Genomic DNA, 14,859 nt, shown 5'->3' on the forward strand with positions numbered 1-14,859 from the left:
GCGATCGCCGCAATGCCCGCAACAGCGAGCGCATGTCGAAGCTTCAGCACACTTCCATCCTAGGTCGTCGCCACCGATTTCCCCGGTAAGCGGTTCACGGGTATATCGATGCTGCTGGCCAGATCGTTTCAGGTTGCATCGATTCGGCCCGGCGTGGCGAGCCTGTTGACGGCCAGCAATGCGTAGCCCAGGGCCAGCACACCCGCACCCAGCACCGCGAGGTTGGCGGCGACGCCCGCTGCCCCCACGCTGGCGGGATCGAGGAAGTAGTACGGAGCTCGCCGGCCCAGCCTGTTGAGCACCACCAGAGCGGCAGCGGCATACATCGCGGGATAGCCCAGCCAAGCGACCGGCTGCCACCAGCGCACCCGTCCCCGGCCCCGGCCGATGAGCAGCCAGTCGCTGAGTGCCAGCACCGGTACGACGACGTGAAGCAGCACGTTGGCTGGGGTGTAGCCCATGCTGTTCCCGGTCAGCAGAAGGTTCCAGACGACGCCTGCGATCGTGACGTAGAGGACGACCGCGCCGCGCAGGCCGACGCGAGCGTCGGCGCGCGGCGACAGCAGGGTCCACAGATAGTAGGCCGCGGCGAGCACGTTTGCCTGGTAGGTGAACGTGATGAAGCGCCAGGAGACCCCGGATCGGGAGGTCAGTTCCACCGTGACAAGCGCGACCAGCACCGCGACGATGATGGCGATGCGCAGCCCTACCCGCAGGCTCGCCACACCCGTGGGGCTCGTTGTCACTGAGGTGGAGGCGGCGGTGCGGGCAGTGGCGCGTCAGGTGCCAGAGGTGCGGGCACAGGTGCGGGCGCCTGCTGGACGTCGGGCTGACCGATGTCGGAGAACTTGTCGCGGATGCGCTGCAGGAATCCGCGTCGCTCGGGCACCGGCGTGGGCACTGCGGGCATGAGGCCGGGCGCCTGCGACTCCGGTGGCAGGACGACCGGAGCCTGCGGCGGCAGAACGGGCGCCTCCGGGGGCAGCGGGGCGACCGGCGCGGCAGGCGCGACGTCGACAGGCGGGGCCTCCGGCGCAGCCTCCACCGGAGCCAGCGGTAGCTCGGCCGGCAACTCGACCGGCGGCGCGGCATCGACGGGTGGTGCCTGCGGCGGCGGCAGGGCGGGCGGCGCTTCAGCGACCGGAGCGGGAATCGCTGCCGGCACGGAAGCCGCAGGTGCCGCAGCGGCTTCGGCGGAGGACTTGGCCGCCGGGCTCGGCTCGGCCGGGGCGGCGTCGCGGTTCGGCGCGAACTCCATGCTCACGGCGACGGACACCGAGACGACGAAAGTGACGGCGCCTGCGACCAGCATCGCCAGCGGCCCCGACGGTGTCAGTCGGCGGCCTCCACGTTCGGGCTGCGTGTCGCCGTAGCCGTCGTCGGCGAACATCAAGTCGGTGTTGTGGGCCGACGCCAGCGCCGCGCCGCGAGCCAAGGCGAGTTCGGCCTCGGCGGGAGCGAACACCGGCACCGACAACGCATCCTCCAGACGCGGCATCAACGCGTCGAAATCGCCGCCGGACCCGACGACGACCAGCGCCTCGGGCTGCCAGTCAGCCTGGGTGAACACCGCACTCAACCAGCCGATGAGGGCTGCTTCGCTGTCCATGGCGTGGTGAACGGCTGTTTGCACGGCCCCTTCGGGCGTGTGCACGATCAGCGCGATCACGGTTTCGGGTTCGATCACGCAGACCGCGGTGATGTCGTGGCCGATCACTTCGGCGATCCCCCAGGCCAACGCCTCTGTCGCTTCTGGCAGGCGCACGGGCACGACGTTGTCGAAGCCGGAATCGCTCAACGACCTCAGGAGCAGCGACGCCTCGGTGTCGGCGTCGTCGCTCCAGGTCACGCCGATGGACTGCACGCGGTGGCCGCGGACGGCGGCGATCGCCTCGGTCCGCAGCACAGCCGCGGCCGCTTGTTCGGAGGTCTGCTGGGCGCTCGACCGCCGACCAGGCAGGATCTCGATTGCATCGCGGTCCACGGTGGCGCCGTCGGCGTCTGCTCCCTCGACGAGAACCAGACCGACGGCGGACGGAGTCACGGATAAGCCGAGTACGGCGTCCACTACAACCCTTTACTACTTTGTCGGACGTCCACCTATCCGGCTGACACTACCCGTGCCGTTGCGCGTCAGCTCACGGGGCGTCCGTGCGGGGTTCCCGTGGACGGTCTCGAAATGTGCTGTGGCGCAGGAAACTCCTGTACGTCACCCAGCGCACCATTTGCCCGGCGGCCAGGCCGTCCTGATCGGGTCCCGTGGCACGGTGACCGCATGCGAACAGCAGGACAGCGGGAGGTCGGGCCCGCCCAACGCACCCTGTTCGGCCATCCGATGGGTCTGGTCAACCTGTTCGGAGTCGAGATGTGGGAGCGTTCTCCTTCTACGGCATGCTGACGATCCTCAGCTACTACCTCTATTTCTCGCTCACCGAGCGGCCTGGGATTTGCGCAGAGCACCGCGACCGGCGTCGTCGGCGCCTACGTCGGGCTCGTCTATCTGTCGACGGTGCTGGGCGGCTGGGTCGCCGACCGGCTGCTCGGCATGAAGCGCACGGTCTTCTACGGCGGAGTCGTGGTGATGTTCGGCCACATCGCCCTGGCCTTGTTACCGGGGCTGGCGGGCGTCGCGGTCGGACTGGTACTCGTCGCGCTGGGATCCGGTGCACTGAAGGCCAACGCGTCCTCGCTGTTGGGCACGCGGTACGCCAAGGGCGATCCGCGCTGCGACGGCGGCTTCACCCTGTTCTATCTGGGTGCCTTCATCGGGCCGTTGATCACCGGTCTGCTGCAGACGCGGTGGGGATTTCACTACGGCTTCGGCGCCGCGGCGATCGGGATGGCTTTCGGGCTGACGCTGTACGTCGTGTTTCGGCGCAACCTTGGCGAGCACGGTCGACATGTGCCGAATCCACTGCCGCGCAGTGCAATCGGTGGGTTTGCCGGCGGGGCGGTCGCGATGGTCGTGGTGATCGCGGTGGCGTTCGCGACGTGTGCGGTTGAGCTGTCGAACCTGTCGCAGGTCACGACGGGGGTCATCGAGCGCACACGGGTGCGGGCGTTCATCCCATTGTTCATCGCGAATGCGGTGTTCTGGTCGTTGTTTCAGCAGATCTTCACCGTGCTGGCGGAGCGCGCACGATCGGCTCTCCGCGTGACGTGGCCAATTCGTGACCGGGTTGATACCGGAACCGACATTCGGCGGGTTCAGCATGGAACTCGATCGCTTGCACGCGCGTTTGACGAGACAACGGGGTCGGGTCGACGTAGGAGGCTGACACGATGTCGGTGGCACTATCTTTCGATGCTGGTGATCTGCTCTGGCCGGAGGCGACGGGCCACGGTGTTGTGGCGGTACTCGCCTACGGATTCGCACATTTCGCCGCGACGTGTTCGTGCGGTTGGACGGGCCGACGTCGCTATCTGAAGGCCGGCGCGCAGTTCGACGCGTGGCAGCACTCGATGCATGAGAACTGCGATGTGTCAGTGCCGTTGGTGATCCCGGCGGCGTCCCGCCCCGCCGCCTGACCGCTATCCGACGAGGATCTCGCCGAGCATGGCCGGTTCGATGTTTCCGCCCGACAGCACCATCACTGTACGGCCAGGCGGCGTCTCGCCGCGCCGATAGGCGGCCAACGCGACTGCCCCGCTCGGTTCGCTGACCAGGTGCGCCCGGCGGGCGAGTTCTCGTACTGCGGCACGAATCTCGTTCTCGGACACGGTGATCACGCCATCGAGAACCTGCTGCAGATGCGCGAAGGTCAGTTCTGATGGTTGTGATCGCAGACCGTCGGCAATGGTGCGGTTGCGGTCCTCGATCGACCAATCCACCCGGTGCCCGGCGGCCAGCGCTTCCGCGGTGTCGGCCGCCAGTTCCGGTTCGACACCGATGACCCGCGCCTGCGGGCACAACGCTTTGATCGCGGTTCCGATGCCCGACGCGAGACCGCCGCCGCTGACCGGCACGAGCACATTGTCGACGGTGGGCAGGTCCTCGGCGATCTCCAAGCCGATCGTGCCCTGCCCCGCGATGATGTCCGGATGGTCGAACGGCGGAACGAGGACACCGCCTGTCTGCTCGAGAAGGTCGGCGGCCACCCGCTCACGCTGCCCGGCCTCGCACAGCACGACCTCGGCGCCGTGCGCGCGAGTGGCGTCCACCTTGATCGCAGGCGTCTCACGCGGCATCACGATGTGGGCCGGAATCGCGAACACCGCCGCGGCGTAGGCCACCGCCTGCGCGTGATTGCCGCTCGAGTACGCGACCACTCCCCGGGTGCGCACCGACTCGTCGAGGTTGCCGATCGCGTTGAACGCGCCGCGCACCTTGAACGCGCCGATGGACTGCAGATTCTCCGGCTTGATCCACAGCGGGCGGTCGCCGTCGGCCCACAGCGCCGGGATCAAAGGTGTGCGCACGACGAACGCACGGATGCGCGTCGCGGCCGATCGGATGTCATCGATGGTCACCAAGGGCACGGGTCCAGTCTGCCCTGTGCCCGCCGCTCGCTCGATAGGGTGACGCCGTAGCGTACTCCCTGCCGATCGTGCCGCGGTACGCGGAAGTGGACCAGCAAGGGGTGGTGTTCAACGGCCATTACCTCACCTGGTTCGACGAGGCGTGTACCGGATTTCTCGACCACCACGGTGTCTCCTATTCCGGACTGATGGCGACCGGACACGACATTCAGGTCGTGCACAGCGAAATCGATTACAGCGTCCCGGTGCGCTGGCGGGATTCGGTGCGAATTGCCGTTCAGTGCCGAAGAATCGGCTCGACCAGCTTCACACTCGGGTTCGAGGTACTGCGTCGCGACGACATCGGTGCCGAGCAGACCGCGGTGCGCGGCCACAACGTGTACGTGGTGGTCTCGACCGCCGACTGGGCGAAGCGGCCGATCCCCGACTCGCTGCGCGAGGCGCTCATTTCGGTTGAGCGCCAAGCCCGTTCCGCGGCCGAATGAGCGAAGGTGGCGGTACCGTCGTCCCATGGGTCACGACCGTGGACATCAGCGCGACCTTCCGCCCGGCATGGCCGAACAGCTCGATCTCGCTCATGCGGGTGTGGTGTCGTTCGGCCAACGGCCGTTTCTCACCGAAGTCGACCAACTGGATGCATGGCGTCCCGATGTGGCTGTCGTCGGCGCGCCGTTCGACGTAGCGACGACGAACCGGCCTGGCGCCCGCTTCGGTCCCCGAGCGATCCGTGCCACCGCCTACGAACCGGGCACCTACCACCTCGATCTCGGTCTGGAGATCTTCGACTGGTTGGAGGTCGTCGATTTCGGCGACGCGTACTGCCCGCACGGGCAGACCGAGGTCTCGCACGCCAATATCCGCGAGCGGGTGCATGCGGTGGCGTCGCGCGGCATCGTGCCGGTCGTCCTCGGCGGCGACCACTCGATCACCTGGCCCGCCGCCACCGCGGTGGCCGACGTGCACGGATACGGCAACGTCGGCATCGTGCACTTCGACGCGCACGCCGACACCGCTGAGGAGATCGAGGGAAATTTGGCAAGCCACGGCACACCGATGCGCCGCCTCATCGAGTCGGGCGCGGTGCCGGGCAGCCACTTCGTGCAGGTGGGGCTGCGCGGTTACTGGCCGCCGCAAGACACCTTCGAATGGATGCTCGAGCAGAAGATGACCTGGCACACCATGCAGGAGATCTGGGAGCGGGGTTTCAAGGTGGTAATGCGCGACGCTGTCAGCGAGGCGTTGGCGAAGGCCGACAAGCTGTACGTCTCGGTTGACATCGACGTGCTCGACCCCGCGCATGCGCCCGGGACGGGAACACCGGAGCCAGGCGGCATCACCACCGCCGACCTGCTGCGGATGGTTCGTCAACTCTGCTACGAGCACGATGTCGCCGGCGTCGATGTGGTCGAGGTCGCGCCCGCCTACGACCACGCCGAACTGACGGTCAACGCCGCGCACCGGGTCGTGTTCGAAGCGTTCGGCGGGATGGCCGCCCGTCGCCGCGATGCCGCACAGGCGACGCCCGGACCCCCGGCGCGGTAGGCGATGGACCTCCTCGACCGGCTCCACCTCGACGTTCCCGTCGCCCAGGCCGGCATGGGTGGCGGGCTCGCGGGGCCCGAACTGGCCACCGCTGTCGCCGCCGCAGGCGCGCTGGGCACTCTCGGCCTCGCTCCTGCGGCAATGCTGGGTCAGGCGATTGCGCAGGTGCGCGACGGCGCCCCCGGCCGAGCGGTCGCAGTCAACCTGCTGATGCCGTTCGTCCGGCGCGCGCACGTCGACGCGTGCGTGGGCGCAGGCGTCGACGTCGTGGTCCTCGGGTTCGGCATCGACCGCCGGCTGATCGAGCGGCTCGCGAGCCGGGGCGTCTTCGTTCTGGTCATGGTCGGCACCGAACAGCAGGCCCGCCGGGCCGTCGCCTGCGGCGCGGACGGGCTCATCGCACAAGGGTGCGAGGCCGGAGGGCACCTGGCCGGTGTCACGCCTGCGCTGTCGTTTCTGCCTCACGCGATACGCGCGGCGGCCGGGCGGCCCGTGCTGCTCGCAGGCGGTATCGCCAGCGCCGCGGACACCAGCGCGGCGCTGACGGCCGGCGCCGACGCAGTGGTGGCGGGATCCCGCTTCCTGTTGACCACCGAGTCACGCGCCCATCCGGAATATCAACGGCGAATCCTTGCCGCCGACAAGACATTTCGTACGACCTTGTTCGGGTTAGGATGGCCGGCACCGCACCGCGTCGTGGCCAACGATGCGACGCGTGCGTGGTGCTCGGCCGACGGCCGCGTAGCGCTGATACCCCGGCTGATCAACCGCGGCAGCGGATTGCTCGCCAAGCTGCCGGACAGCGTCGCTGCCAAGACGGTGGGGCTGCAGACCGGGAGGCTCCCACTGTTCTCCCCTATCGCGCCGACAGTCGGGATGGCCGATTCGTCGGTCGATCATGCGGCGCTCTACGCTGGAGAGACGGTATTGCGCCTGAAATCTGTGATCTCTGCTCGGCAGGCTGTTGCCGAGCTCGCCCCAGGAGGACAATGAAGTCATGAGCGGGACCTTGTTCTTCGACGGCGCATGCGGGATGTGCACCCGGGCGATGTATTTCGTCCTGAAGCTGGACCGGACCGGGGGTCTGCGGATGGCTACGTTGCAAAGCGACGACGCGCCTGAGCGGCTCGGCGTCCCAGCCTCGCGGATCCTCGACGCCGCACGCTGGCTGGACGACGACGGCGACCGGTATGACGGTGCGGAGGCCATGAACGCGGCGGTGTCTGCGGCGCTGGGAACCCGACTGCCCCTGCGAATCTACCGGATCCCCGGCGTGCGATGGCTACAGGACGCCGTGTACGGCTGGGTCGTGGATCACCGCTATCGGTTCCCCGGCACCACGCCCTACTGCCAGTCGCATCCGGTGGCCTGCTAGGGATTTGCGCGGCGCGTCCTGCCTGGCGAGCGGGGCCGCATGATCAGCGCGGCCACGTGATACACGCACTGCACCTTGGCACGGTTGGCGTAAGAATGCGGTACATCTGCCGCGAAGTACACGGAATCGCCTGCAGATAGGGTCATTTCACGGTCGCCGACAGTCAGGGTCAGGCTGCCCGAATCGACGGCCACGAATTCGTGAGAGCCAGTGGCGTACGCCGGGAACGTACCGGCATCACAACCCGGTGGCAGCGTGCTGCGAATCCATTCGAAGTTCACTCCCGGTACCACCGGAGTCAGGATCGTCCGTTGCCAACCGGCGGGTTCGTCCACGCGGTCCTGATCCTTCGCCCGCCGCACGATGATGCGTTCGACGTCGGATTCGGCCACCAGGCTTGCGAGCGTCACCTCCAGTCCGTCGGCGATGCGGTCCAGAACCAGTACGGTCGGCGCCTTCTCACCACGCTCCACTGACGACAGCATGCTCACGCTGACCTCCGAACGCTGCGCCAGGTCGCGCAGCGTCAGACCGCGATCGATGCGCAGGGACTGCACCCGTTCACCCAACATCAACAGATCCACGTATACTATTGTAGTGTTCGATTCCGCTATAGCGAAATAACTCGGCGTGGTCACCGTCCGTCCGGCCGCCCCTGATGACCTCGACGCGATCTGTGCCATCTACGCGCACTACGTCCAAGCCGGGGTGGCCACCTTCGAACTCACACCGCCCGACCGCAGCGAGTGGTTGCGTCGTTTCAGTGCGATCGTCGACGCGGGGCTGCCGTTTCTGACGGCAGAGATCGACGGGGAAGTCGCCGGCTACGCCTACTGCGCGCCGTGGAAGACCCGCCCGGCATACCGGCACACAGTCGAGGACTCGGTGTACGTTGCGCCCGATGCGCTTGGTCGCGGTGTCGGCGGGCGCTTGCTTGACGCGCTGATCGCCGACTGCACGGACGCCGGAATGCGCGAGATCATCGCCGTGATAGTGGACGCCGATGGGGCGGCTTCCCTTGCACTGCACAGTCATCGCGGATTCGTCGAGGCCGGCCGCCTGCGATCCGTCGGATTCAAGCACGGTCGCTGGCTCGACACCGTTCTCCTGCAACGCAGTCTCGACGCCGAATGAGCATGGCGCGAGGTCGTCCGTACTACGGCTGGTTCATGGTCGGCGGCCTCGGGGTGACCGAACTGATCTCCTGGGGCGTGCTGGTGTACGCGTTTTCGGTCCTGGTGGTACCGATGCACACCGAATTGGGCTGGTCCATGGCCGAACTCAATGCCGCATACGCAACCGGTGTGATCGTGTCCGGAGTGCTGGCGATCCCGATCGGTCGGGTATTGCAGGCGCGCGGTGCGCGCGGCGTGATGACGATCGGCACCGCCACGACGGTGGCGACCTTGGTTCTGTGGTCTTATGTCGACTCGGTGCCGATGTTCTTCGCCGTTTTCGCTCTGGGCGGCGTTGCGATGGCGACAACGTTGTACGAACCGGTGTTCGCAGTCACCGCAGCCTGGTTCGACCGGCACCGTCCGCGCGCGGTGTTGATTCTGACGGTGTTCGGTGGGTTGGCCAGCGCTGTCTTCGTTCCGATGACCGCTGCGCTGGTCGAGAGCCTCGGCTGGCGTAACGCCCTGCTCGCGCTTGCCGCCATCGCGGGCCTCATCGGATTGCCGGTGCACGCGCTGATGATTCGACGCCGACCGGCCGATCTCGGTCTTCACCCGGACGGCGCTGAGGACCCGCCGGCGCAGGCCGATCCGCAGATCAACGCCGAGGACAGATCGCCGTGGTATCGCCCCTCGTTCTGGTTGGTCACCGCCTGCCTGTCGATGAGCACGGGCGCGAAATTCGCGGTGAGCGTCGTGCTTGTCGCCTTCCTCACCGGACGCGGGTACGCGTTGACGACGGCGGCGCTCGCCGCAGGTGGCATCGGGCTGTTTCAAGTCGGCGGCAGGCTGTTGGTGACCGCGTTACGGCACCGCATCGCGACGCACCGCGCCACGGCCACGATCTTCGCCGGCCAAGGCGCCGCGCTACTCATGCTGCTGGCTGTCGACGGAACCGGACCGGCAGCCGTCGGCGTGCTGGCCCTGTTCACGGTGTTGTTCGGTCTTGGCTTCGGGCTGGAGGCATTGTTGCGCGGCACGCTGGTCGTCGACTACTACGGCGCCACCGACTATCCCCGCATCAACGGTGTCCTCGGCGCATTCGTCGTCGCCGCGCGGGCCGTCGGCCCTCTGCTGGCCGGCATCGCGAGCACGGCGTTCGGGGGCTTCGTCGCGGTGTTCGCCGTCGCCGCCGTCCTTCACGGCGCCGGCGCGGTGACGCTGGTGCTGGCGCATCGGGCGCGCCGGCGCGAAATCGGGTCCGTCAGAGACTGACGTCTGTCCACGCCGGATTGTCGTCGCGGTGGTCAGCGATGTTGCGGCACTCGCCGTACAGGCGCATGGTGGCGAAACCGGGCTTCTCCGGATTGCGACTGATGTCCGAGATGACGCCACCCAATGTGAGCTTGTGGCCGAAGTGCTCACCCACCACGGCAGAGACCGCCCAGCCGTCGGCGGCCATCGCCGAGGCAACACCGTCGAGGTATTGCGCCGAAGTTGCTTGCGGCACAGCGAAACTCATGTACAGCGCCGCTTGATAGGGCGGCTCGTCGCCAGTGCTGCATGACATGAAGGTGTAGCCGCCGGTGGCCTCGCGTAGCCCCGCCGTTGCGACGATCTCTCGGGCGGCGTCGACGACCTGGGCGGCCGCCTGTGCGTCGCTCAGCGCCGCGCCGTGCTGAGCAGGCGCGTCGGGGGGCGGATCGTTCACCGCGACGAAGGCTGCGCCGAGGGCCAGGGACATCGCGAGGGCGGCCCCAATCAGTGCGCGAGATTGCCGCGTTCGGATCCAGTGGGTGCTGTCATTCATGTCCTCTCCGACGGTACGCCCGAAGCAGTTGTCGGCGAAGGATTCTCGGGCAGCTTTATCGCCATCGTTGACAAGCACGCCACCTGCCCGTAACTTACCTACCAGGCGTATGTAAGTTTCGGATCGGAAGGACGGCTCAGATGCCGCAGGTCGCACTCGAGCACGCAACGATCGACTATCGCGTCACGGGTCCCGAGGATTCGCCGCATCCGCCCGTTGTGTTCGTGCACGGGGCGCTGGTTGACCGCCGGCTCTGGGACCCCGTCGCTGACGGGCTGGCGCGGCTGGGATTCCGCTGCTACTTGCCGAACTGGCCGTTGGGTTCGCACACCATCCCGGTCAACGACAATGTCTTGCTCTCCCCCGACGCGGTGACGGTGATGATCCGCGACTTCCTCGATGCCCTCGGCCTGGCCGACGCGACACTGGTGGGCAACGACACCGGCGGCGGGTTGTGTCAACTGCTCGTCGACGCCTATCCCGACCGTGTCGGTCGGCTGGTGCTCACCAACTGCGATGCGTTCGAGAAATTCCCACCGTTCCCCTTCACGCTGGTCTTCGCGCTTCTGCGCGGCCCTATGACGATCAAACTGCTGTTCGAGCCGATGAGGCTCAAGGCGCTGCGGCACAGCCCCCTCGGGTTCGGCATGCTCGTCAAACCGGATCCGGTCCTGACCGATTCGTGGCTCGAACCCGCCCGGCGCGACGCGCGCATCCGGAAGGATCTGGCGACGCTGCTGCGGGCCGTGGCCAAGACCGACCTGACCGACGTGGCGACGCGGTTGCCCCGCTTCACCAAACCGGTGACGCTCGTGTGGGGCCAGCGCGACCGCGCGTTCACACCCGCGCTGGGCAGGCGGCTGGCGGCGCTGTTCCCCAACTCCACGCTGATCGAGGTGCCCGACGCGCGGACGTTCGTCTCGCTGGACGCCCCGACGTCGGTCATCGACGCGGTCGCGACGGTCGGAGCGAACAGCCCGCGGCCCTAGCCGTCGCGCGACCGGGGCGTACGGCGCGCGTCAGGCTGACCGACGCTAGGACTTGGTGAGCGTGAACTGACAGACGTCGGTGTAGCCCTCACGGAACAGATCGGCGCAGCCGGTCAGGTACTTCATGTACCGGTCGTAGACCTCCTGCGACTGGATCGCGATGGCCTCGTCCTTGTGCGCCTCGAGTGCAGCGGACCACAGGTCCAGCGTGCGCGCGTAGTGCGGGCGCAGCGGCTGGACGAGTTTGACGTCGAAGCCGGCCTTCGTAGCGTGCTCCTCGACGGCCCTCACCTGCGGTAGATCTCCGCCCGGGAAGATCTCGTCCATGATGAATTTGAAGAAGCGGATCTTGGTCATGGTGATCGGCAAACCCCGCTCTTCGAACTCCTCGTTGCTGGGTTTGACGATGGTGTGCAACATCATCACCCCGTCGCTGGGTAGCGCGTCGTAAGCCATCTTGAAGAAGTCGTCGTAACGGTCCCGGCCGAAGTGCTCGAACGCGCCGATGGACACGATGCGGTCAACGGGCTCGTGGAACTGCTCCCACCCTTGCAACAGCACCCGCCTGGTGCGCTGGCTGTCGAGACCGTCGAGAACCTTCTGCACGTGCGCCTGCTGGTTCTTGCTGAGCGTCAGACCGATCACATTGACGTCGTACCGCTCCAGCGCGCGCCTGATGGTGGTGCCCCATCCGCAGCCGACGTCGAGCAGCGTCATGCCCGGCTCGAGGCCCAGCTTGCCCAGCGACAGGTCGATCTTGGCGATCTGCGCTTCTTCGAGGGTCATGTCGTCGCGCTCGAAGTAGGCGCAGCTGTAGGTCTGAGTGGGATCCAGGAACAGCCGGTAGAAATCGTCGGACAGATCGTAGTGGTGCTGCACGTCCTCGAAATGTGGCGTCAGATCCTGGGTGTTGCTCGTTTTCTCTGGCAAGGTACAGCCTCTGAAGTCATCGATCGTGATGTGGTTTTGAAGCTCCGCACGGTTCGAGAGCCTCCCCCGTCGTGTGCGCAGTTTACGCACACCACCTGCGAAGTGACTCCATCACCCCGTGAGATTCCAATTTCGTTGACAATGGCAACTAATACGTTGACTATGTCAACTATGGTCGCTGTCGTCGACGACGTTCGTGCGTTCAACCGCTTCTACACCCGGGTCTTGGGGCTGCTTCGCCCCAAACTGGTCGGGTCACCATTCGGGCTCGCCGAGGCACGGGTCCTGTTCGAGCTGGCGCACGTCGACGACATCGAGGTGGCCGAGTTGCGTCGACAGCTCGATCTCGACGCCGGATACCTCAGCCGCATCCTTTCGGCGTTCACGGCGGCCGGGCTTGTGATCCGCGAGCAATCGGAGTCCGACGGACGGCGGCAGGTCGTCCGCCTGACGCCCCAGGGCCGGCAGGCCTTCGGCGAGCTGGACAAGCTGCAGGCCGACGCGATCGACGAGCTGCTGGCCCCGCTGGACGACCGGGCGCGCACTGACCTGGTGACCGCGATGGGCCGGATCCGTCGCGTCTTGCGCGCTCGCGAGGAACATCCGGGGCGCAACTCGGGACTGGTCCTTCGGCCGCCCGCGCCCGGCGATCTGGGGTGGGTGGTGGAACGGCACGGTGCCCGCTACGCCGCGGAGTACGGCTGGGACTTGTCGTTCGAGTCGCTGGTCGCGCGCATCGTCGCCGATTTCGCCGAACGATCCGACACCAGACGCGAGGCGGCGTGGATCGCCGAGTTGGACGGCGAGCGCGTCGGCTCTGTGTTCTGCACGGCCGCCGACGCGCCGGATGCGGCGCAACTGCGCCTGCTGCTCGTCGAGCCCTCCGCGCGCGGCTCCGGTGTGGGGACCCGGCTGGTCGATGAATGCCTACGGTTCGCAAAACGGTCCGGATATAGGCGAATCACGTTGTGGACCAACGATATTCTGCTGGCCGCACGCCGAATCTACGAACAAGCCGGGTTCATCTGCGATCGGCGTGAGCCACACCACAGCTTCGGTCACGACCTCGTCGGCGAGTACTGGTCGCGCGACCTCTGAACCGAGCCCAGATCAACGAAGCGCGGTGTCCAACAGGCGGATCAGTTCCCCGGGACGCCCTCCGCCGCTCGGTGCAGACGGATAGCGCTGGAGAACATCGACGACCACCGCGCTGGCAAGCCCGCAGGCGTGCGCGATGTGCTCGGCCCCGGCATCGTCACCGACGTGCAGTTCGAACGCTCGGGCAGCGTGCGCTGCCGCCCCGAGGATGTGCTTGACCTGCGTGGCCTTCGGCAACGGATGCAGAAACGGCGCACTGGCCGCCGCGAGCGCCGCGCGGGCAGCCTCGTATGCCGCAAGCCTGTGCGCGGCACGGGCGTCCTGGGCCGCGCGCTGGGCCGCCCACGCGCCGTCGCGAATCGACTTCGTGCGCCCGGCTCCCTCTGCGAACGCCTGCGCAACCTCCAGGGCCACCCGCGGACGCCGGTCGGTAGGACGGTCGCGCTCGAAGATCGCCAGTGCCGGCCGTGCGCACGCCACCGCAAAGCCGGTGACCTCGCGAAGGTCGGATGTGCTCAGCTCGATCGAGTGGTCGGCCACGTCCACCACTATCGTGGGTAGCGCGACAGTCGCCGTATCGAGGAGGGAGGACGCCGTCATGACGCACCCGGAGGGCCTCGCGGTTGAAGGGGCCGAAGCCGATGTGGTCGAACAACTCACCCCGGTCGAGGACCGTGACGACGACGACACCTGGCGTGATGCCGATCGCGTCACCGCCGCCAAGGACTGGCACGCCAACGAAGCCGACCTGATCGAGCAAGCCATCGACGTTCCCGAGGACGAAGCCGACTTCGACCGTTGACCGTCAGGTGAGGTTCCGCTCGTCGGTCACGTCGTATTCGGCAACCGAAGCGGAGCGCACTTGCGCATTCTGTTCCGAGCTCGGCCCGCTGCCACGGAACTCCTCGACTGCGGCCTGCGACCGCCACCGTTCGTAGACATTGATTCGACCCGCGTCTTCGATGTCTGCCGACAACGCGAAGTCGAGGCAGCCCGGTGCGCTGCGGGCTTGCCGCACCACCTCACCGCAGCCCGCCAGGTAGTCGGCTCTGTCGGCCGGATCGACGACGATGTGGCCCGCGACGATCACCACAGGAATTCCTCTCTCTTGGTCTGCTCGGTCTGCTGACTGTGGAACAGACCTGCTTGCGCGGCCGAATTCATCGACGGCGGCTCCGGCGGTGTCAGCATGAACGCATGAACCTGCGACAAGTACGTACCGAGGCGAGCCCCGGACCTGACGCCTCCGAGCTGTTCGGGAAGCCCTACGAGACCGCGGACGGCGCGACCGTCATTCCCGTGGCCAGGACCCGGGGCCGGACGACCGGTTCAGCCAGGCCACTCGGCGTGTTCGTGGTCAAGGACGGACGGGCGACGTGGCGACCCGCCATCGACTCCGAACGCGTCGCGCTGATGGGGATCCTGGTCGGGTTGATCTCGGTCGCCTTGACCGGCGTGGCCATGGTCCGCCGCCCGCCGTGGCCTGATCTGCGGGGCGACATCTCGCGGTCGCGGTAGCGA

18 protein-coding genes and 1 pseudogene are annotated in these 14,859 nt (G+C 67.2%); 11 read left to right on the top strand and 8 right to left on the bottom strand.

Annotated elements, in window-relative coordinates:
* Positions 1-128: 128 nt before the first annotated feature.
* Positions 129-746: a Pr6Pr family membrane protein gene (locus N4S67_RS26115; protein WP_260995953.1), complete on the bottom strand. Its 618-nt coding sequence runs from the start codon at positions 744-746 to the stop codon at positions 129-131.
* Positions 743-2,068, bottom strand: a complete 1,326-nt coding sequence (locus N4S67_RS26120; protein WP_449288841.1) for a DUF7159 family protein — start codon at positions 2,066-2,068, stop codon at positions 743-745. Before N4S67_RS26120 ends, N4S67_RS26115 begins: the two co-directional genes overlap by 4 nt.
* A 207-nt stretch (positions 2,069-2,275) precedes the next feature.
* Here N4S67_RS26120 and N4S67_RS26125 point away from each other — a divergent pair.
* Positions 2,276-3,169, top strand: a pseudogene (locus tag N4S67_RS26125) (peptide MFS transporter); the annotation flags it as partial.
* 362 nt (positions 3,170-3,531) lie between these two features.
* Here the strand turns inward: N4S67_RS26125 and N4S67_RS26130 are convergent.
* Entirely contained in the window at positions 3,532-4,479 is a 948-nt protein-coding gene (locus N4S67_RS26130) for a threonine ammonia-lyase (RefSeq protein ID WP_260995955.1), read from the bottom strand.
* A gap of 59 nt (positions 4,480-4,538) precedes the next feature.
* Here N4S67_RS26130 and N4S67_RS26135 point away from each other — a divergent pair, with 59 nt between their 5' ends.
* Genes N4S67_RS26135 through N4S67_RS26150 form a run of 4 tightly spaced genes read left to right on the top strand, consistent with a single transcriptional unit; the run spans position 4,539 to position 7,396 of the window.
* Positions 4,539-4,964 carry an acyl-CoA thioesterase gene (locus tag N4S67_RS26135; protein ID WP_260996180.1) on the top strand — a complete coding sequence of 142 codons (426 nt, stop codon included), beginning with the start codon at positions 4,539-4,541 and terminating at the stop codon, positions 4,962-4,964.
* A gap of 25 nt (positions 4,965-4,989) precedes the next feature.
* A complete protein-coding gene (speB, locus tag N4S67_RS26140) occupies positions 4,990-6,021 on the top strand; it encodes an agmatinase (RefSeq protein ID WP_260995956.1) in 1,032 nt (343 codons plus the stop codon).
* A 3-nt stretch (positions 6,022-6,024) separates the two neighbouring features.
* Positions 6,025-7,014, top strand: a complete 990-nt coding sequence (locus N4S67_RS26145) for an NAD(P)H-dependent flavin oxidoreductase (protein ID WP_260995957.1) — start codon at positions 6,025-6,027, stop codon at positions 7,012-7,014.
* A gap of 4 nt (positions 7,015-7,018) precedes the next feature.
* On the top strand, positions 7,019-7,396 hold the full coding sequence (locus N4S67_RS26150) for a thiol-disulfide oxidoreductase DCC family protein (protein WP_260995958.1): 378 nt from the start codon (positions 7,019-7,021) through the stop codon (positions 7,394-7,396).
* Here the strand turns inward: N4S67_RS26150 and N4S67_RS26155 are convergent.
* Positions 7,393-7,980 (bottom strand): helix-turn-helix domain-containing protein, encoded by a 588-nt coding sequence (locus tag N4S67_RS26155; RefSeq protein WP_260995959.1) that lies wholly within the window; start codon positions 7,978-7,980, stop codon positions 7,393-7,395. The genes N4S67_RS26150 and N4S67_RS26155 overlap by 4 nt on opposite strands.
* A 46-nt stretch (positions 7,981-8,026) precedes the next feature.
* Between N4S67_RS26155 and N4S67_RS26160 the strand changes: the two genes are divergently transcribed.
* Positions 8,027-8,530, top strand: a complete 504-nt coding sequence (locus N4S67_RS26160) for a GNAT family N-acetyltransferase (protein WP_260995960.1) — start codon at positions 8,027-8,029, stop codon at positions 8,528-8,530.
* Positions 8,527-9,786 (top strand): MFS transporter, encoded by a 1,260-nt coding sequence (locus N4S67_RS26165; RefSeq protein ID WP_260995961.1) that lies wholly within the window; start codon positions 8,527-8,529, stop codon positions 9,784-9,786. The genes N4S67_RS26160 and N4S67_RS26165 overlap by 4 nt, the downstream gene beginning before the upstream one ends.
* On the opposite strand, the gene N4S67_RS26170 is transcribed toward N4S67_RS26165, so the two are convergent.
* Positions 9,776-10,321 (bottom strand): hypothetical protein, encoded by a 546-nt coding sequence (locus N4S67_RS26170; RefSeq protein WP_260995962.1) that lies wholly within the window; start codon positions 10,319-10,321, stop codon positions 9,776-9,778. The two genes, N4S67_RS26165 and N4S67_RS26170, sit on opposite strands and share 11 nt — an antisense overlap.
* 140 nt (positions 10,322-10,461) lie before the next feature.
* Here N4S67_RS26170 and N4S67_RS26175 point away from each other — a divergent pair, with 140 nt between their 5' ends.
* Complete coding sequence (locus tag N4S67_RS26175) at positions 10,462-11,310, top strand: alpha/beta fold hydrolase (protein ID WP_260995963.1); 849 nt, start codon at positions 10,462-10,464, stop codon at positions 11,308-11,310.
* Between the two features lie 45 nt (positions 11,311-11,355).
* Here N4S67_RS26175 and N4S67_RS26180 read toward each other — a convergent pair whose 3' ends face one another.
* On the bottom strand, positions 11,356-12,240 hold the full coding sequence (locus tag N4S67_RS26180) for a cyclopropane mycolic acid synthase family methyltransferase (RefSeq protein WP_260995964.1): 885 nt from the start codon (positions 12,238-12,240) through the stop codon (positions 11,356-11,358).
* Between the two features lie 171 nt (positions 12,241-12,411).
* Between N4S67_RS26180 and N4S67_RS26185 the strand changes: the two genes are divergently transcribed.
* Positions 12,412-13,338 (top strand): bifunctional helix-turn-helix transcriptional regulator/GNAT family N-acetyltransferase, encoded by a 927-nt coding sequence (locus N4S67_RS26185; protein ID WP_260995965.1) that lies wholly within the window; start codon positions 12,412-12,414, stop codon positions 13,336-13,338.
* A 12-nt stretch (positions 13,339-13,350) separates the two neighbouring features.
* On the opposite strand, the gene N4S67_RS26190 is transcribed toward N4S67_RS26185, so the two are convergent.
* Positions 13,351-13,878, bottom strand: coding sequence for a putative immunity protein (locus N4S67_RS26190; RefSeq protein ID WP_260995966.1), 528 nt, complete (start codon positions 13,876-13,878; stop codon positions 13,351-13,353).
* Between the two features lie 58 nt (positions 13,879-13,936).
* Between N4S67_RS26190 and N4S67_RS26195 the strand changes: the two genes are divergently transcribed.
* Positions 13,937-14,140 (top strand): hypothetical protein, encoded by a 204-nt coding sequence (locus N4S67_RS26195; RefSeq protein WP_260995967.1) that lies wholly within the window; start codon positions 13,937-13,939, stop codon positions 14,138-14,140.
* Between the two features lie 3 nt (positions 14,141-14,143).
* Here the strand turns inward: N4S67_RS26195 and N4S67_RS26200 are convergent, their stop codons facing one another.
* Positions 14,144-14,431 (bottom strand): putative quinol monooxygenase, encoded by a 288-nt coding sequence (locus N4S67_RS26200; RefSeq protein WP_260995968.1) that lies wholly within the window; start codon positions 14,429-14,431, stop codon positions 14,144-14,146.
* A gap of 104 nt (positions 14,432-14,535) precedes the next feature.
* On the opposite strand from N4S67_RS26200, the gene N4S67_RS26205 reads away from it, so the two are divergent.
* Complete coding sequence (locus tag N4S67_RS26205) at positions 14,536-14,856, top strand: hypothetical protein (protein ID WP_260995969.1); 321 nt, start codon at positions 14,536-14,538, stop codon at positions 14,854-14,856.
* Positions 14,857-14,859 lie beyond the last annotated feature (3 nt).

It is taken from the genome of Mycobacterium deserti, assembly GCF_025345615.1.
Taxonomy (GTDB): domain Bacteria; phylum Actinomycetota; class Actinomycetes; order Mycobacteriales; family Mycobacteriaceae; genus Mycobacterium; species Mycobacterium deserti.

What these genes read in the sequence shown, in the direction of transcription:
- N4S67_RS26165 (WP_260995961.1), top strand. Translation starts at nt 8,527, where the DNA reads ATGAGCATGGCGCGAGGTCGTCCGTACTACGGCTGGTTCATGGTCGGC.
- N4S67_RS26195 (WP_260995967.1), top strand. Translation starts at nt 13,937, where the DNA reads ATGACGCACCCGGAGGGCCTCGCGGTTGAAGGGGCCGAAGCCGATGTG.
- N4S67_RS26170 (WP_260995962.1), bottom strand. Translation starts at nt 10,321, where the DNA reads ATGAATGACAGCACCCACTGGATCCGAACGCGGCAATCTCGCGCACTG.
- N4S67_RS26185 (WP_260995965.1), top strand. Translation starts at nt 12,412, where the DNA reads ATGGTCGCTGTCGTCGACGACGTTCGTGCGTTCAACCGCTTCTACACC.
- N4S67_RS26145 (WP_260995957.1), top strand. Translation starts at nt 6,025, where the DNA reads ATGGACCTCCTCGACCGGCTCCACCTCGACGTTCCCGTCGCCCAGGCC.
- speB (WP_260995956.1), top strand. Translation starts at nt 4,990, where the DNA reads ATGGGTCACGACCGTGGACATCAGCGCGACCTTCCGCCCGGCATGGCC.
- N4S67_RS26150 (WP_260995958.1), top strand. Translation starts at nt 7,019, where the DNA reads ATGAGCGGGACCTTGTTCTTCGACGGCGCATGCGGGATGTGCACCCGG.
- N4S67_RS26175 (WP_260995963.1), top strand. Translation starts at nt 10,462, where the DNA reads ATGCCGCAGGTCGCACTCGAGCACGCAACGATCGACTATCGCGTCACG.
- N4S67_RS26205 (WP_260995969.1), top strand. Translation starts at nt 14,536, where the DNA reads ATGAACCTGCGACAAGTACGTACCGAGGCGAGCCCCGGACCTGACGCC.